Raw genomic sequence first — 16,098 nt, 5'->3', positions numbered from 1 at the left:
AGGGCTCGTCAGCAGGACATGTTCCGGACATGGAACAGCAGGGGGCGCCATCCGGCTCGCACTCCCTGCCGCACCAACGACCTTTCTGCATCCTCGCACCACCGGCAAGACCTACGGGCCGGTAATCGCGTGATTTCGGACGGTATGCAGGGGCATATCGGCCAGTGGAAACGCAGCCGTTGCGGGATATTCACGCGCCAGGGGCGCGCCTTTTCGGCCGCGTGCGCCGCGTGCGCCCCCCGTTCGCAGCACTGCGCCGATTGCGATCTCATCAATAGGCCGAACGGGTGTGCAATGCGTCAGCTGACAGCCATTCACGCGGCCATCAGGCTCTAGGCTTCACGATGTGAAGGCAATCCGCAGATTCACCGTCCGCACCGTCCTGCCCGAACAACTCCAGCCGCTGCACGAGCTCGCGCTCAACCTCCGCTGGTCCTGGCACCCCGAGACGAGGGAGCTCTTCCGCTCCGTCGATCCGGAGGTCTGGGCGGCCGTCGGGGAGGACCCGGTCCGGCTGCTCGGCGAGGTGCCGGCCGCCCGGCTTGCCGCGCTCGCCGCCGACCGCCGCTTCCTGCGCCGACTCGGCGACCTCCACGACGACCTGAGGGACTACCTCGCCGGGCCGCGCTGGTACCAGTCGGCGCCGCCGGTCGGCGACGGCAGCAGCCCGCTACCGGAGGCGATCGCCTACTTCTCGCCGGAGTACGGCATCGCGGCCGCGCTGCCGCAGTACTCCGGCGGGCTCGGCATCCTGGCCGGCGACCACCTCAAGGCCGCCAGCGACCTGGGCGTCCCGATCATCGGCGTGGGGCTCTTCTACCGGCACGGGTACTTCCGGCAGTCGCTCGACCGGGACGGCTGGCAGCAGGAGCGCTATCCGCTGCTCGACCCGGACGAACTCGCCGTCAGCCTGCTGCGCGAGGAGGACGGCAGCCCCTGCCGGGTCGACCTCGCGCTGCCGGCCGGCCGCACCCTGGGCGCACGGATCTGGAAGGCACAGGTCGGCCGCGTCCCGCTGCTGCTGCTCGACTCCGACATCGAGTCCAACGCCCCGGCCGACCGGGACGTGACGGACCGGCTGTACGGCGGCGGCAGCGAACACCGGCTGCTGCAGGAGATGCTGCTCGGCATCGGCGGCGTGCGCGCGGTGCGCACCTACTGCCGGCTCACCGGCCACCGCGCCCCCGAGGTCTTCCACACCAACGAGGGGCACGCCGGCTTCCTCGGCGTGGAGCGCATCCGCGAGCTGGTCGCCCCCGTCGAGCAGGGCGGCCGCGACCTGGAGTTCTCCGCCGCGCTGGAGGCCGTCCGGGCCGGCACGGTCTTCACCACCCACACGCCCGTCCCGGCCGGCATCGACCGCTTCGACCGGGAGCTGGTCGCCCGTCACTTCGGCGGCGACGCGGCGCTGGCCGGCGTCCCCGCCGACCGGGTGCTGGCGCTCGGCGCGGAGACATGGCAGGGCGGCGACCCGAAGCTGTTCAACATGGCCGCCATGGGCCTGCGGCTCGCCCAGCGCGCCAACGGCGTCTCCACGCTGCACGGCGCGGTCAGCCGCGAGATGTTCAACGGCCTCTGGCCCGGCTTCGACTCCGCCGAGGTACCGATCACCTCGATCACCAACGGCGTCCACGCACCGACCTGGATCGACCCGGCGGTCGTCCGGCTCGGCGCCGGCCAGATCGGCGCCGAGCGCGCCGAGGAGGCCATCACCACCGGCGAGGCCCGCCGCTGGACGGGCATCGAGCAGATCGGCGACGACGAGATCTGGGAGGTGCGCCGCACCCTGCGCGCCCAGCTCGTCGAGGAGGCCCGCCACCGACTGCGCACCTCCTGGTGCCAGCGCGGCGCCGGCGACGCCGAGCTCGGCTGGACGTCCGGCGTCCTCGACCCGGACGTGCTGACCATCGGCTTCGCCCGCCGCGTCCCCTCGTACAAGCGGCTGACGCTGATGCTGCGGGACAAGGCCCGGCTGCGCGCCCTGCTGCTGGACCCGGAGCGCCCGGTGCAGATCGTGGTCGCCGGCAAGGCCCACCCGGCCGACGACGGCGGCAAGCGGCTGATCCAGCAACTGGTCGCCTTCGCGGACGACCCGCGGGTGCGCCACCGGATCGTCTTCCTGCCGGACTACGACATGGCGATGGCCAAGCACCTCTACCCCGGCTGCGACGTCTGGCTGAACAACCCGCTCCGCCCGCTGGAGGCCTGCGGCACCTCCGGGATGAAGGCCGCCCTCAACGGCTGCCTCAACCTGTCCATCCTGGACGGCTGGTGGGACGAGTGGTACGACGGCCGCAACGGCTGGGCGATCCCCACCGCCGACGGCTCCGGTCCCGAGCGCCTCGACCCGGACAGCCCGGAGGCCGAGCGGCGCGACGACATCGAGGCGGCCGCGCTCTACGACCTGATCGAGCACCAGGTCGCCGCCCGGTTCTACGACCGGGGCGCGGACGGCCTGCCGCACCGCTGGATCTCCATGGTCCGGCACACCCTGGTGACCCTCGGGCCCAAGGTGCTGGCGGGGCGGATGGTGCGCGACTACGTCGAGCGGCTGTACGCCCCCGCGGCGACCGCCCAGCGGACGCTGGCCGTCGCGGTCGGCGGCACCGGCCACGCAGGTGCCCGCGAGCTCGCCGAGTGGAAGGCCCGGGTCCGCGAGGCCTGGCCCGCCGTCCGGGTCGAGCACGTCGAGGCGGAGGGCTGCCGCGAGGCGCAGGAGCTCGGCTCGGCGCTGGAGCTGCGGGTGCAGGTCTCGCTCGGCGCGCTGGAGCCCGCCGACGTCGAGGTGCAGGTGGTCTCGGGCCGGGTGGACGAGTCCGACCGGATCTCGGACGCCGCCGTGCTCGCCCTGAAGCCGGCCGGCGGCCCGGACCTGGAGGGCCGCCACCGCTACGAGGGCTCGCTGCAGCTCGGCCGCACCGGCCCGTTCGGCTACACCGTGCGGGTGCTGCCGACGCACCACCTGCTGGCCTCGCCGGCCGAGCCGGGGCTGGTCGCCCTGCCGGCCGAGTCGGCCGGGATGGACGCCGGCGTGCTGCGCTGACGCCGCAACGGGCGCCCGGGGTGCGGACGTGTCCGCACCCCGGGCGTTCGGCCGCCCTGCCCGTGCGCCGCCGTCAGGCCAGCACGGAGGCATCCAGTTCGGCGGGCGTGCGCCGGCCGGAGAGCGCCAGTGTCAGCTCGAACTCGGCGAGCAGCGAGCGGATCACGTGGGAGACCCCGGCCTGCCCGTCCAGACCGAGTCCGTAGGCGTACGGACGGCCGAGCAGCACCGCGTCGGCGCCGAGGGCGAGCGCCTTGAGGACGTCGTCGCCCGTCCGGATGCCGCTGTCGAACAGCACGGCCAGCCGGTCGCCGACCGCGGCGGCCACCGCGGGCAGCGCCTCGGCGGCGCCGATCGCGCCGTTCACCTGACGGCCGCCGTGGTTGGAGACCACCACGCCGTCCATGCCGGCCTCGGCGGCCGCCCGGGCGTCGTCCGGGTGCAGGACGCCCTTGAGCACGATCGGGCCGTCCCAGTGCTCCCGCAGGAAGGCGAGGTCGGGCCACGTCCGGCTCGGGTCGGCGAACAGCGAGACGAAGTGCAGGACGGCCGCGTTCGGGTCCTCGTGCGGGGGTTTGGCCAGCCCGGCGAGGAACGCCGGGTCGGTGAAGTAGTTGGCGGTGCCGACGCCGTGCAGGAACGGCAGGTACGCCTGGTCGAGGTCGCGCGGGCGCCAGGCGAGCAGCGGCGTGTCCAGGGTGACGAACAGCGCGGTGAAGCCCGCCGCCCTCGCCCGCTCCAGGAAGGACCGGGTGACCTCGCGGTCCTTGGACCAGTACAGCTGGAACCAGCGCTCGGCGTCGCCCATCGCCGCCGCCACCTCCTCCATCGGGGTGCTGGAGGCGGAGGACAGCACGAACGGCACGCCCTCCTCGGCGGCGGCCCGGGCGGCGGCGGGCTCGGCGTCCGGGTGGACGATCGACAGCACGCCGACCGGGGCGAGCGCCAGCGGCGCCGGCAGGGTGCGGCCGAGCAGCTCGGTGCGCAGGTCGCGCGCGCTGACGTCGCGCAGCATCCGCGGCACGATCCGGTGCGCGTCCAGGGCGGCCCGGTTGGCCCGCTCGGTGGCGCCGCTGCCGGCACTGCCCGCCACGTACCCGTACGGGCCGGGGCCGAGCCGGTGCTCGGCGAGCTGCTCCAGCCGGGTCAGGTCGGTGGGCAGCCGGGGGACGGCCCCGGTCATGCCGTTGAGGTAGATCTCGTACTGGAACGCGGCCCAGTCCCGCGGGGCGGGGCCGGTCACACCAGCTCCAGGACGAGCTTGCCGACGTTCTCGCCGCGGAAGAGCATCTGCAGCGTGCCGGGGAAGTCGTCGACGGTGCCGCGCACGATGTGCTCCTTCACCTTCAGGCGGCCCTCGGCGATCCAGCCGGCCATCTCGGCGGCGGCCTCCTTGTAGCGGGCTGCGTAGTCGAAGACCACGAAACCCTCCATGCGGGCGCGGCGCACCAGCAGCGACAGGTAGTTGGACGGGCCCTCGACCTTGGACTCGGCGTTGTACTGGCTGATCGCGCCGCAGACCACCACCCGGGCGTGCATGGCGAGGCGGGTCAGCGCGGCGTCCAGGATCGGGCCGCCGACGTTGTCGAAGTAGACGTCGATGCCGTCCGGGGCGTGCTCGCGCAGCGCCTTGCGGACGTCCTCGGAGCGGTAGTCGATCGCCGCGTCGAAGCCGAGCTCGTCGGTGAGCAGGGCGCACTTGTCGGCGCCGCCGGCGATGCCGATCACCCGGCAGCCCTTCACCTTGGCGATCTGGCCGACGATGCTGCCGACGGCACCGGCGGCGCCGGAGACCACGACCGTCTCGCCCTCCTTCAGCGCACCGACCTCCAGCAGGCCGAAGTAGGCGGTCATGCCGGGCATGCCGAGGGCGCCGAGGTAGGTGGAGAGCGGCGCGGCGGACGGGTCGACCCGCAGGGAGCCGCGGCCGTCGGAGACCACGTGCTCCTGGACGCCGAAGGTGCCGACGACGAAGTCGCCGACCTGGTAGCGCGGGTGGTTGGAGGCGGTCACCTCGACGACTGAGCCGGCCCGCATGACCTCGCCGAGGCCGACGGGGGGCAGGTAGGAGGGGCGGTCGTCCAGCCAGCCGCGCATGGCCGGGTCCAGCGAGATGAAACGGGTGCGACCGGCGAACTCGCCGTCGCCGGGCTCGGCGAGCGGCGCGTCGGCGTGCTCCCAGTCGCCGGGCTTCACCTCGCCCTGCGGCCGGGCGGCGAGGCGGATCTGGCGGTTGGCGGCGGTCATGGCGGGCTCCTGTCGCTGGCGGCCGTGCCGCAGCGGCGCGGCTCCGGGCTCTCGACCGGATTCTAAGCAAGCGCTTAGTCACATGGCTAGACGCGCGACTGGGCCAGCGCCCCCAGCGGTGACCCCCGTTCGGACGAGCGACCGCATCCCGGTTGCGCAGTTCCCCGCGCCCCTGACAACTGCCCTGCGGGTCCGTCAGACCAGGCTGTCGCGCCAGGCGCGGTGGAGGTCGGCGAAGCGGCCGCGGCCGCCGATCAGGTCGGCGGGGGTGCCGTCCTCGACGATCCGGCCCTGGTCCATCACCAGTACCCGGTCGGCGATCTCGACCGTGGAGAGCCGGTGGGCGATCACCACGGCGGTGCGGCCCGCCAGCACCGTCCGCATGGCCCGCTGCACCGCCTGCTCGCCGGGCACGTCCAGCGAGCTGGTCGCCTCGTCCAGGATCAGCACCGCCGGGTCGGCCAGCAGGGCCCGGGCGAAGGCCACCAGCTGCCGCTGGCCGGCCGAGATCCGGCCGCCGCGCTTGCGCACGTCGGTGTCGAAGCCGTCCGGCAGGGCCGCGACGAACTCGTACGCGCCGATGTCCCGCGCCGCCTGCTCCACCTCGGCGCGGGTCGCGCCGGGGCGGCCGATGGCGATGTTCTCGGCGACCGTCCCGGAGAACAGGAACGACTCCTGGGTCACCATCACGACGTTGCGCCGCAGCTCGTCGCCGGCCAGGTCGCGCAGGTCGACGCCGTCCAGGGCGACCCGCCCGTCGGTGGGGTCGTAGAAGCGGGCGAGCAGCTTGGCCAGGGTGGACTTGCCCGCGCCGGTGGCGCCGACCACGGCGGTCGTCCGACCGGCGGGCAGCACCAGGTCGAAGGCCGGCAGGACTTCCTTCCCGGTGCGGTAGGCGAAGCGGACGCCGTCGAAGGAGACGGTGCGGCCCTTCACGGTGTGCTCCGGCAGCGGCTTCGGCTCGGCGGGCTCCGCCACGGAGGGCTCGTGCGCCAGCAGGCCGGCGATCTTCTCCAGGGCGGCGGCCGCCGACTGGTAGCTGTTGAGGAACATCGCCAGCTGGTCGATCGGGTCGTACAGCCGCCGCAGGTAGAGCACGAAGGCGGTCAGCACGCCGAGCTCCAGCGAGCCGTCGGAGACCAGCAGGGCGCCGGCCACCACCACGCCGGTGATCCACACGTTGGCGATCGTGCGGGAGACCGCCACGTACCGGGCCATCTCCAGCAGGCCGTCCGCGGTGGCCGCGGCGTACTGCTGGTTGACCGCCTTGAAGGCCTCGTCGTTGGCGCGCTCGCGGCGGAAGGCCTGCACCGGGCGGATGCCGTTCATGGTCTCGGTGAAGCGGACGATCACCGCCGCCACCGCCGTGCGGGAGCGCCGGTAGACCTTCAGCGAGCGGCGCCGGAACGAGCGGATGCTCAGGTACATCGGCAGGAAGGACAGCAGCGACAGCAGGCCGAGCCGCCAGTCCATGACCATCAGCACCAGCGAGATGTAGAACACCGACAGGACGACCGACAGCAGCTCCTGCAGGCCCTCGGCGAGCAGCTCGCGCAGCGCGTCCACGTCGCTGGTGGCGCGCGAGATGATCCGGCCGGAGGTGTAGCGCTCGTGGAAGTCCAGGCTGAGCCGCTGGGCGTGCCGGAAGATCCGCCCGCGCAGCTCCAGCAGCACGTCCTGGTTGATCCGGGCGCTGAAGCGGATGAAGGCGCGCTGCAGGACCGTGCTGAGCGCCGCGCAGCCCAGGTAGGCGGCGATCACGGCGATCAGCGGGCCGCTGTCGTGCTCGCGCAGTGCCGGGATGCCGCGGTCCATGGCGAAGGCGACCAGCAGCGGTCCGGACTGCAGCGCCGCCTGCTGGACGAGGATCACCAGCATCGCCAGCGCGATCCGGCCGCGGTGCGGGCCGAGCAGCTCGCCGAGCAGCCGCCGGGCGGCGCCCGGCGGGACGGGGATGTCCTCGTCCTCGGCCGGGTGCGGCAGCTCCTCGGCCAGTTCCTCGGCCGGTTCGACGGCGGTGGTGCTCATCGGGCGCTGATCCCTTCCGGTGCGGGGGCGGCCTCGCCCGTCATCAGCTCGCGGTAGACGGCGGAGCTCTGCAGCAGTTCGTGGTGGGTGCCGACGGCGGCGATCCGGCCGCCGTCGAGCACCGCGACCCGGTCGGCGAGCAGCACGGTGCTGGGCCGGTGCGCCACCACCAGCGCGGTGGTGCCCTCCAGCACCCGGCGCAGCGCCTGCTCGACCAGTGCCTCGGTGTGCACGTCCAGGGCGGAGAGCGGGTCGTCCAGCACCAGGAAGCGCGGGTCGCCGACGACCGCGCGGGCCAGGGCGAGGCGCTGGCGCTGGCCGCCGGAGAGGCTGAGGCCCTGCTCGCCGACCTGGGTGGCGGCGCCGGCGGGCAGCTTGTCGACGAAGTGGGCCTGCGCGGTGGCGAGTGCGGAGGCGAGCTGCTCGGGGCCGGCGTGCGGGGCGCCCATCAGTACGTTCTCGCTCACCGAGGCGGAGAACAGGGTGGGTTCCTCGAAGGCGACGGCGACCAGTTCGCGCAGCCTGGCCCGGGGGATGTCGCGGATGTCCCGGCCGTCCAGGGTGATGGTGCCGCCGGTGGCCTCGTACAGCCGGGGGAGCAGGGCGGTGAGGGTGGTCTTGCCGCTGCCGGTGGCGCCGACCAGGGCCATCGTCTCGCCGGGCCGGATGTGCAGGTCGACGCCGTCGAGCAGGTCGGGGCTGTCGGCGGGGGCGTCGGGGTAGCGGTAGCGCACCCCGGTGAGCCGGATGCCGAGGTCGCCGTCCGCAGCCGCGGTGTCGCCGGCGGAGGCGGTGTCGGTCGGCTCGGGCTCGTCCATCACCTCGTAGAAGCGGTCGGTGGCGGTGGCGGCCTCGTTGGCGTACGCGACCAGCCAGCCCAGCGACTCGACCGGCCAGCGCAGGGCGAGCGCGGTGGACAGGAAGGCGACCAGGGTGCCGGCCGACATCTCGTCGTGGGCGACCCGGACGGCGCCGAGCGCCAGTGCCGCGCCGAGCGCGAGCTCGGGCAGGCCGACGATGACCGCCCACAGGTTGGCCAGCATCCCGGCCTTGCCGAGCTCGGTGCGGCGCAGCGAGCGGGACTGCTCGGCGAAGCGGTCGGCCATGGTGCGGTGCCGGCCGAAGGCCTTGAGGATGCGGATGCCGAGCACCGACTCCTCGACCACCGTGGCGAGGTCGCCGTTCTGGTCCTGCGCGCGGCGGGCGGCGCCGGAGTAGCGGCCCTCGAAGTGGTGGGTGAGCCAGGCCAGCGGGCCCATCGGGATCAGCGCGATCAGGGCGAGCCGCCAGTCCAGGGTGACCATCAGGCCGGTGCCGATCAGGAAGACCGTCGTGTTGACGATCAGGAAGACCAGCGGGAAGGCCAGGAACAGCCGCATGGTGAACATGTCGGAGGTCGCCCGGGACAGCAGCTGGCCGGAGGGCCAGCGGTCGTGGAAGGAGACCGGGAGCCGCTGCAGCTTGCTATAGAGGTCGCCGCGCATCGCCGCCTCGACCCGGGCCAGCGGCCGGGCCACGATCACCCGGCGCACGCCGAACAGCCCGGCCTCGGCGAGGCCGAGCAGCAGGAGCAGCCCGGCGAGCGGCCACAGGGCCGCCATGTCGTGGTCGGCGATCGGGCCGTCGACGATCAGGCGGAGCACCACCGGCACCGCGAGCACGCTGGCCGAGGCGGTCAGGGCGGCGGCGACGGAGCCGGCGATCCGCCAGCGGGCGATCCGGGCGTAGGGCCACAGGCGCAGCAGGGATCGCACCGTGGACCGGCGGTGGCCGTCGGGGGCTTGGTTCGTGGACATCGGGCCCGAGGGTAGGCGCTGCTCCGTCATTTCTCATCTGCTTTTTTGCCCCTGACGGCGACATTCGGCCGACGCCGCCGCGGGCGTCCGCGGCGCGGGAGGTACGGCAGGGGCGCGCGGCCATTCGAGTGCATCCGGCGCCTGCGCGCGCCGCGCGCGCCTCGGCCGTCCGGGTGTCGCCCTCCGATTTCATCTGCATGCGGAGAGTGGTCGCCGACCTGCCATGGCGGCCCCCCACGACACGAGAGGTGCCCGATGACGGTCGAGACGGAGCCCCAGCCGGCCGGTGCCCAGGAGCAGATCCAGCTCAGCCTGAGCACGGCGGCGGCGCGGAACCTCGCCACCACCACCAAGTCCCAGCCCCAGATGCAGGAGATCAGCTCCCGCTGGCTGCTGAAGTCGCTGCCGTGGGTCCAGGTGTCCGGCGGCACCTACCGGGTGAACCGGCGGCTGAGCTACGCCGTCGGCGACGGCCGGCTGACGTTCGTGAAGACCGGTTCCCGGGTGCAGGTCGTCCCGGCCGAGCTCGGCGAGCTGCCGCTGCTGCGCGGCTTCGAGGACCCGACGGCGCTGGGGGCGCTGGCCGGCCGGTTCGTCCAGCAGGAGTTCGAGCCCGGCCAGGTCATCGTCGAGCGCGGCCGCCCGGCCGACCACGTCTTCCTGATCGCGCACGGCCGGGTCGAGCAGATCGGCGCCGGCAAGTACGGCGACGAGACGGTGGTCGGCGTGCTCGCCGACGGCGCCTCCTTCGGCGGCCACGTGCTCGCCGGGCCGGACGGCGACTGGGAGTTCACCGCGAAGGCGGCCACCGCGGTCACCGTGCTGGCGCTGCCTCACCAGGCGTACCAGCTGGTCGCCGCCGAGTACCGGCAGCTGGACGACCACGTCCGGGGGCTGTCGGGCAACGGCCACCGGCCGCAGAACAGCCACGGCGAGGCCGCGATCGAGATGTCCGCCGGCCACGTCGGCGAGCACGCCCTGCCGGCCACCTTCGTCGACTACGAGGTCGCGCCCCGCGAGTACGAGCTGTCCGTGGCGCAGACCGTCCTGCGGGTCCACACCCGGGTCGCCGACCTCTACAACAAGCCGATGAACCAGACCGAGCAGCAGCTGCGGCTGACCATCGAGGCGCTGCGCGAGCGTCAGGAGCACGAGCTGGTCAACAACCCGGAGTTCGGCCTGCTCAACAACGCGGACTACGACCAGCGCATCCAGACCCACTCCGGCCCGCCCACCCCGGACGACCTGGACGAGCTGCTCAGCATGCGGCGCCAGACCACCCACCTCTTCGCGCACCCGCGGGCCATCGCCGCCTTCGGCCGCGAGTGCAACAGGCGCGGCCTGTACTTCGGCACGATCGAGGTCGGCGGCCACCACCTGCCCGCCTGGCGCGGGGTGCCGCTGCTGCCCTGCGGCAAGATCCCGGTCACCGACGGCCACACCACCTCGATCATCGCCATGCGCGCCGGCGAGGCCGAGCAGGGCGTCATCGGCCTCAACCAGACCGGCCTGCCCGACGAGTACGAGCCCGGCCTCAACGTGCGCTTCATGGGCATCGACGAGAAGGCCGTCATCAACTACCTCGTCAGCACCTACTACTCGGCGGCGGTGCTCGTCCCGGACGCGCTCGGAATCCTCGAGAACGTCGAGGTCAACCGTCCGCTCGGCTGAACGTCCCACCGCGGTCCGGGGCGGGCGCGCGCAGCAGCTGCAGCGAGCGCCCGCCCAGTACGACGCTGCCCGGCGCGCTGTGGCGGGCCGGCCCGGCCCCGTCCGCCGGGGCCGCGGTGTCGACCACCGTCTCGTAGCGGTCCGCCCACGGCGCACCGGGCAGCCGGAAGACGACCGGCTCGGCACCGGCGTTGACCAGCAGCAGGAAGCTGTCGTCCGTCACCGCCCGGCCCTGCTGGTCGCGCTCGGACATCGCGCTGCCGGAGAGCAGCATGCCGAGCACCGCGGTCGGCGCGAACCAGTCGGCCTCGGTCATCTGCTCGCCGCGCGGGGTGAACCAGGCGAGGTCGCGCTGCCCGCCCGGCACCGTCTCCCGCCCGGAGAAGAACGCCCGCTGGCGCAGCACCGGGTGGGAGCGGCGCAGCCGCACCAGGGTGGACACCAGGTCGGTGAGGGAGGCCCAGGCGGGGTCGTCCAGCAGCGACCAGTCCATCCAGCCGGTCTCGTTGTCCTGGCAGTAGGCGTTGTTGTTGCCGTGCTGGGTGCGGCCGAACTCGTCGCCCGCGGTGAGCATCGGCACGCCGCTGGACAGCAGCAGGGTGGCGAGCAGGTTGCGCAGCTGGCGGTGGCGCAGCCCGCGCACGGCCGCATCGTCCGTCTCGCCCTCGGTGCCGTGGTTCCAGGACCGGTTGTCGTCGGTGCCGTCCCGGTTGTGCTCGCCGTTGGCCTCGTTGTGCTTGCGGTTGTAGGAGACCAGGTCGCGCAGGGTGAAGCCGTCGTGCGCGGTGACGAAGTTGACCGAGGCGTAGGGGCGGCGGCCGCCGCGCTGGTAGAGGTCGGAGGAGCCGGAGAGGCGGTAGCCGAGCTCCCGGACGTCCGGTCTGGCACCGCGCCAGAAGTCGCGCACGGTGTCCCGGTACTTGTCGTTCCACTCGGCCCACAGCGGCGGGAAGCCGCCGACCTGGTAGCCGCCCGGGCCGACGTCCCACGGCTCGGCGATCAGTTTGACCCGGCTGAGCACCGGGTCCTGGGAGACGGCGGCGAGGAAGGGGTGGTGCATCTCCACCCCGTCGCTGCCGCGGGCGAGCGCCGCGGCCAGGTCGAAGCGGAACCCGTCGACGCCCATCTCGCCCACCCAGTACCGCAGCGAGTCGGTGATCAGCCGGACCACGTGCGGCTGCCGGGTGTCCAGGGTGTTGCCGCATCCGGTGTAGTCGGCGTAGCCGCGCCGGCTGCGGTCCAGCCGGTAGTAGCCGCCGTTGTCGATGCCGCGCAGCGACAGCGCCGGGCCCATCACGCCGGCCTCGGCGGTGTGGTTGTAGACCACGTCGAGGATCACCTCGATGCCGGCCGCGTGCAGCGCCCGCACCATCCGCTTGAACTCGCCGACCTGCCCGCCGCGGCTGCCGGAGGCGGAGTAGCCGGCGTGCGGGGCGAAGTAGCCGAGCGTGTTGTAGCCCCAGTAGTTGGTCAGGCCGCGGGACTGCAGGTGGTCCTCGCTGACGTGGTGGTGGACGGGCAGCAGCTCCACCGCGGTGACGCCCAGCCGGGTGAGGTGGGCGATCGCGGCGGGGTGCGCCAGGCCCGCGTAGGTGCCGCGGAGGTCCGGCGGCACGTCCGGGTGGCGCATGGTGAAGCCGCGCACGTGCATCTCGTACAGCACCGTCTCGGCCCACGGGGTCTTCGGCCGCTGGTCGTCGTACCAGTCGTCGTCGTCGTGGACGACGACCGCCTTGGGCACGTACGGCGCCGAGTCCCGGTTGTCGCGCACCGTGTCGGCGACGTCCGGCTCGGGCCAGCCGCGGACCGCGGTGCAGGTGGCGTCGTGGCTGGTGTATTGGCCGTCGATCGCCCGGGCGTACGGGTCGAGCAGCAGCTTGGCCGGGTTCCAGCGGGCGCCCGTCCAAGGGTCCCAGCGGCCGTGCACCCGGTAGCCGTAGCGGGTGCCGGGCAGCACGCCGGGCAGGTAGCCGTGCCAGGTCTGGAAGGTCTGCTCGGTCAGCCGGTGCCTGGTCTCGGTGCCGTCCTCGTCGAAGAGGCACAGCTCGACGGCCTCGGCGCCGGGCGCCCACAGTGCGAAGTTGGTGCCGCAGCCGCCGTCCGGGGCGGTGCGGAAGCGGGCGCCGAGCGGCTGCCAGCTGCCCGGCCACGGGTCGGGGGGCGCCGGCTGCGGGGCGGTGGGGCGCCCGGCCGCCGGATGGCGGCCGCTCCCGGGGCGCGTGCTCCGTCCCAGCTCCTGCCACGCCGTCATCGCCGCACCCTCCCTGCGCGGGGGTCCCGTACCCGCCCTCCAGTTGTTCCCTGATCCCGTGCAGGTGTCACGTGGCCGATCGTGTTGTGACGCTGGGTGAACGGGAGGACGTCCACGGGGTGGCGCGGACGAGTGTCCGGTGCTCCGCGGCATGGTTGCACCAGGTACCGGGCGGTCCGCGCCCGGACGGCGGAGAACGGGGGAACGGCATGCCCGCCATGGCACGGCGCTGGGTGCTGCGGGCGGCCGCGGCGGGGCTCGTCCTGCTCGCCGGATGCACCGGTGCGCCGCCCGGTGGTGACGGCGCGTCGCCGGACGCCGGCCGCGGCGGGCCGCGGACCTCCCGGGCGGCGATCGCCGCGGTGCCGGCCGACGGCACCCAGGACGTGCACTCCGACGCCGAGGTGGCCGTCACCGTGGCCGAGGGGAAGCTGCTGTCGGTCCGTCTGGCGGACGACCGCGGGGTCGCCGTGCCAGGGCGGACGGCGCCCGACGGCAGCCGCTGGACCCCGGAGGAGCCGCTCTCCCCGGCCACCCCGTACACCGTGGACGCGGTCGCGCAGGACGCCGACGGGCTGCGGGCCGACCACCACTCGACCTTCGCGACGGCCGGTCCGGCGCACAGCGTGGCCGCCTTCCTCACCCCGGAGGACGGCGTCACGGTGGGGGTGGGGATGCCGGTCTCGCTGCGCTTCACCCGGCCGATCGCCGACCGCGCCGCGGTGGAGCGGGCGGTGGCGGTGACCGCCGACCCGCCGGTGCCGCTGGCCGCGCACTGGTTCGGCAACCGGCGGCTGGACGTGCGGCCGCAGCACTACTGGGAGCCGGGCACCCGGGTCACCGTCTCGCTGCGGCTGAAGGACGTCGAGGTCGCGCCCGGCGAGTACGGCACCCAGACCAAGGACGCGGACTTCACCGTGGGCCGGGCCCGGGTCTCCACCGTCGACATCGCCGCCCGCACCCTGACGGTCCGCGAGGACGGCGTCCCGGTGCGCACCCTGAAGATCACCGCCGGAGGCCCGCAGCACCCCACCTACCGGGGGACCATGGTGATCTCGGAGAAGTTCGCCGAGACCCGGATGAACTCCCGGACGGTCGGCCTCGGCGACGAGTACGACATCAAGGACGTGCCGCACGCGATGCGGCTCACCGACTCCGGCACCTTCCTGCACGGCAACTACTGGGCCGACGAGGCCGTGTTCGGGACGGCCGACACCAGCCACGGCTGCATCGCCCTGGCCGACCGCCGGGGCGGCGACCCCGAGTCCCCGGCCGGCTGGTTCTTCGAGCACTCGCTGGTCGGCGACGTCGTCGAGGTGCACGGCGACACCGGTGCGACCGTCCCGCCCTCCAACGGCCTCAACGGCTGGAACATGCCCTGGCACGCCTGGCTGAACGGCAGCGCCCTCGGTCCTTCGGGTACCCCCTGAGGCCCGCGCAGGGATTCACCGAACCTGCCGAAGATTCACTCATTCGGGCCAGTTATCCTGGCGTGCCGCGCCCGCCGGTCCGTCCGGAGGGGGTGTGCGCGGAAGGAAGTCCGCGCCCCGGTGAAACCGACCCGGGCGGCGGCGCGTGTATGCAGCGTGAACACCGGGAGGGGAGCAACCGTGAAGGCGGTTCAGGCGGCCGAGGCCGCGATAGTCAGAGGTGCGGCCGGATCGGACCGCACCCGCCGCACCGCCCGCACCGCGGCGGTCGCGCTGGCCATGGGCGGCGTGCTGCTGTTCACCGCCGCCTGCAACGGTGACGGCGGATCGGGCGGCTCCAAGGGCTCCGGCGGCTCCGGCGCCAGTGCGAACGCGGACGCCTCGGCCGGCGGCTCCACCACCCAGGCCGCCCCCAAGACCTCCGCCGCGGTGCTCAGCGTGAGCGCCAAGGACGGTGCCACCGACGTCCAGCCGGGCGGTCTGACCGTGACGGTGGCGAGCGGCAAGCTCACCTCCGTCGAGGTGAAGGACAAGAACGACAAGGCGGTCGCCGGCACCATCGCCGCCGACGGCCTCAGCTGGAAGCCGGACGCGCCGCTCGCGGTCGGCATGGCCTACACGGTCAACGCGCAGGCCAAGGACGACGCCGGCCTGCCCGCCGCGATCTCCTCCGCGTTCACCACGCTGACGCCGGCGAAGAAGGTCAGCACCAACGACAACATCGCCGACAACGCCACCTACGGCGTCGGCATGATCGTCTCGGTGTCCTTCAACAAGCCGGTCAAGAACAAGGACGCCGTCGTCAAGGGCATCACCTTCGAGACCAGCAACGGCACCACGGTGAAGGGCCACTGGTTCGGCAGCCAGCGCCTGGACTTCCGCCCGGCCGAGTACTGGAAGCCCGGCACCAAGGTGACCGTCAAGTACCGGCTGAAGAACGTCGAGGTCTCGCCCGGCGTCTACGGCGACGTGGACCGCGACGAGCCGTTCACCATCGGCCGCTACCAGGTCAGCACGGTGGACGCCGCCAAGCACACCATGGTGGTGGCGAGCGGCAACGGCTCCTCCAAGACGATCCCGATCACCGCGGGCAACTCCCAGAACCCGTCCTGGAACGGCACGATGGTCATCTCCAGCAAGGAGAAGGTCACCCGGATGAACTCGGCGACCGTGGCCAACGTCAAGGGCGACGAGTACGACGTGCCGGACGTGCCGCACGCCATGCGCCTCACCACCACGGGCACCTACATCCACGGCAACTACTGGGGCAACGCCTTCGGCAAGTCCAACGCCAGCCACGGCTGCGTCGGCCTGAAGGACGTCAAGGGCGGCAGCGAGTCCTCCTCCGCCGGCACCTTCTTCAACAGCTCGCTGATCGGCGACGTGGTGAAGATCGTCAACTCCACGGGCCGCACCGTCGGCGCGGACAACGGCCTCAGCGGCTGGACGCTCCCCTGGAGCAACTGGTAGGCCGCCCCTCCTCCCGGACACCTGCAACGGCCCGGCCGCTCCCCGTCGAGCGGCCGGGCCGTTGCTGCTTCGTGACCGGATCGTCGCACGCCGGGCTGCAACCCGCGGTGCCTCCCGGAGCGTTCAACAGGTGGGGATCGCGCGAGGGAGTGCGCGACCGGA

Annotated in this window: 9 protein-coding genes; 4 read left to right on the top strand and 5 right to left on the bottom strand. The window is 73.3% G+C overall.

The genetic code is table 11. From position 1 onward, the window contains the following. Window positions 1-346 precede the first annotated feature (346 nt). A complete protein-coding gene (gene glgP / locus AB0M03_RS13960) occupies window positions 347-3,043 on the top strand; it encodes an alpha-glucan family phosphorylase (RefSeq protein ID WP_363491630.1) in 2,697 nt (898 codons plus the stop codon). 73 nt (window positions 3,044-3,116) lie between these two features. On the opposite strand, the gene AB0M03_RS13955 is transcribed toward glgP, so the two are convergent. The 4 genes from AB0M03_RS13955 to AB0M03_RS13940 all read right to left on the bottom strand — a co-directional run bounded on the left by AB0M03_RS13955 (window position 3,117) and on the right by AB0M03_RS13940 (window position 9,114). Beyond that, window positions 3,117-4,226 carry a lactate 2-monooxygenase gene (locus tag AB0M03_RS13955; RefSeq protein WP_363491639.1) on the bottom strand — a complete coding sequence of 370 codons (1,110 nt, stop codon included), beginning with the start codon at window positions 4,224-4,226 and terminating at the stop codon, window positions 3,117-3,119. 56 nt (window positions 4,227-4,282) lie between these two features. Beyond that, window positions 4,283-5,290: an NADP-dependent oxidoreductase gene (locus AB0M03_RS13950; RefSeq protein WP_363491629.1), complete on the bottom strand. Its 1,008-nt coding sequence runs from the start codon at window positions 5,288-5,290 to the stop codon at window positions 4,283-4,285. Between the two features lie 195 nt (window positions 5,291-5,485). Further along, the gene (locus AB0M03_RS13945; protein ID WP_363491628.1) at window positions 5,486-7,318 is read right to left on the bottom strand and encodes an ABC transporter ATP-binding protein; all 1,833 of its coding nucleotides are present in this window, start codon (window positions 7,316-7,318) and stop codon (window positions 5,486-5,488) included. Beyond that, window positions 7,315-9,114, bottom strand: coding sequence for an ABC transporter ATP-binding protein (locus tag AB0M03_RS13940; protein WP_363491627.1), 1,800 nt, complete (start codon window positions 9,112-9,114; stop codon window positions 7,315-7,317). Before AB0M03_RS13940 ends, AB0M03_RS13945 begins: the two co-directional genes overlap by 4 nt. Window positions 9,115-9,369: 255 nt before the next feature. On the opposite strand from AB0M03_RS13940, the gene AB0M03_RS13935 reads away from it, so the two are divergent. Continuing rightward, window positions 9,370-10,785: a family 2B encapsulin nanocompartment shell protein gene (locus AB0M03_RS13935; protein WP_363491626.1), complete on the top strand. Its 1,416-nt coding sequence runs from the start codon at window positions 9,370-9,372 to the stop codon at window positions 10,783-10,785. On the opposite strand, the gene glgX is transcribed toward AB0M03_RS13935, so the two are convergent. Then, complete coding sequence (gene glgX, locus AB0M03_RS13930; protein WP_363491624.1) at window positions 10,766-13,036, bottom strand: glycogen debranching protein GlgX; 2,271 nt, start codon at window positions 13,034-13,036, stop codon at window positions 10,766-10,768. The two genes, AB0M03_RS13935 and glgX, sit on opposite strands and share 20 nt — an antisense overlap. 209 nt (window positions 13,037-13,245) lie before the next feature. Between glgX and AB0M03_RS13925 the strand changes: the two genes are divergently transcribed. Together AB0M03_RS13925 and AB0M03_RS13920 are read left to right on the top strand one after the other, a co-directional pair. Next, window positions 13,246-14,466, top strand: coding sequence for an Ig-like domain-containing protein (locus AB0M03_RS13925; protein ID WP_363491623.1), 1,221 nt, complete (start codon window positions 13,246-13,248; stop codon window positions 14,464-14,466). Between the two features lie 180 nt (window positions 14,467-14,646). Beyond that, a complete protein-coding gene (locus AB0M03_RS13920; RefSeq protein ID WP_363491622.1) occupies window positions 14,647-15,936 on the top strand; it encodes an Ig-like domain-containing protein in 1,290 nt (429 codons plus the stop codon). Window positions 15,937-16,098 lie beyond the last annotated feature (162 nt).

This window comes from Kitasatospora sp. NPDC051914 (genome assembly GCF_040680995.1).
Lineage (GTDB): Bacteria > Actinomycetota > Actinomycetes > Streptomycetales > Streptomycetaceae > Kitasatospora.
Note: the sequence above shows the minus strand (reverse complement) of the source record. Positions and strands in the feature narration are given on the sequence as shown.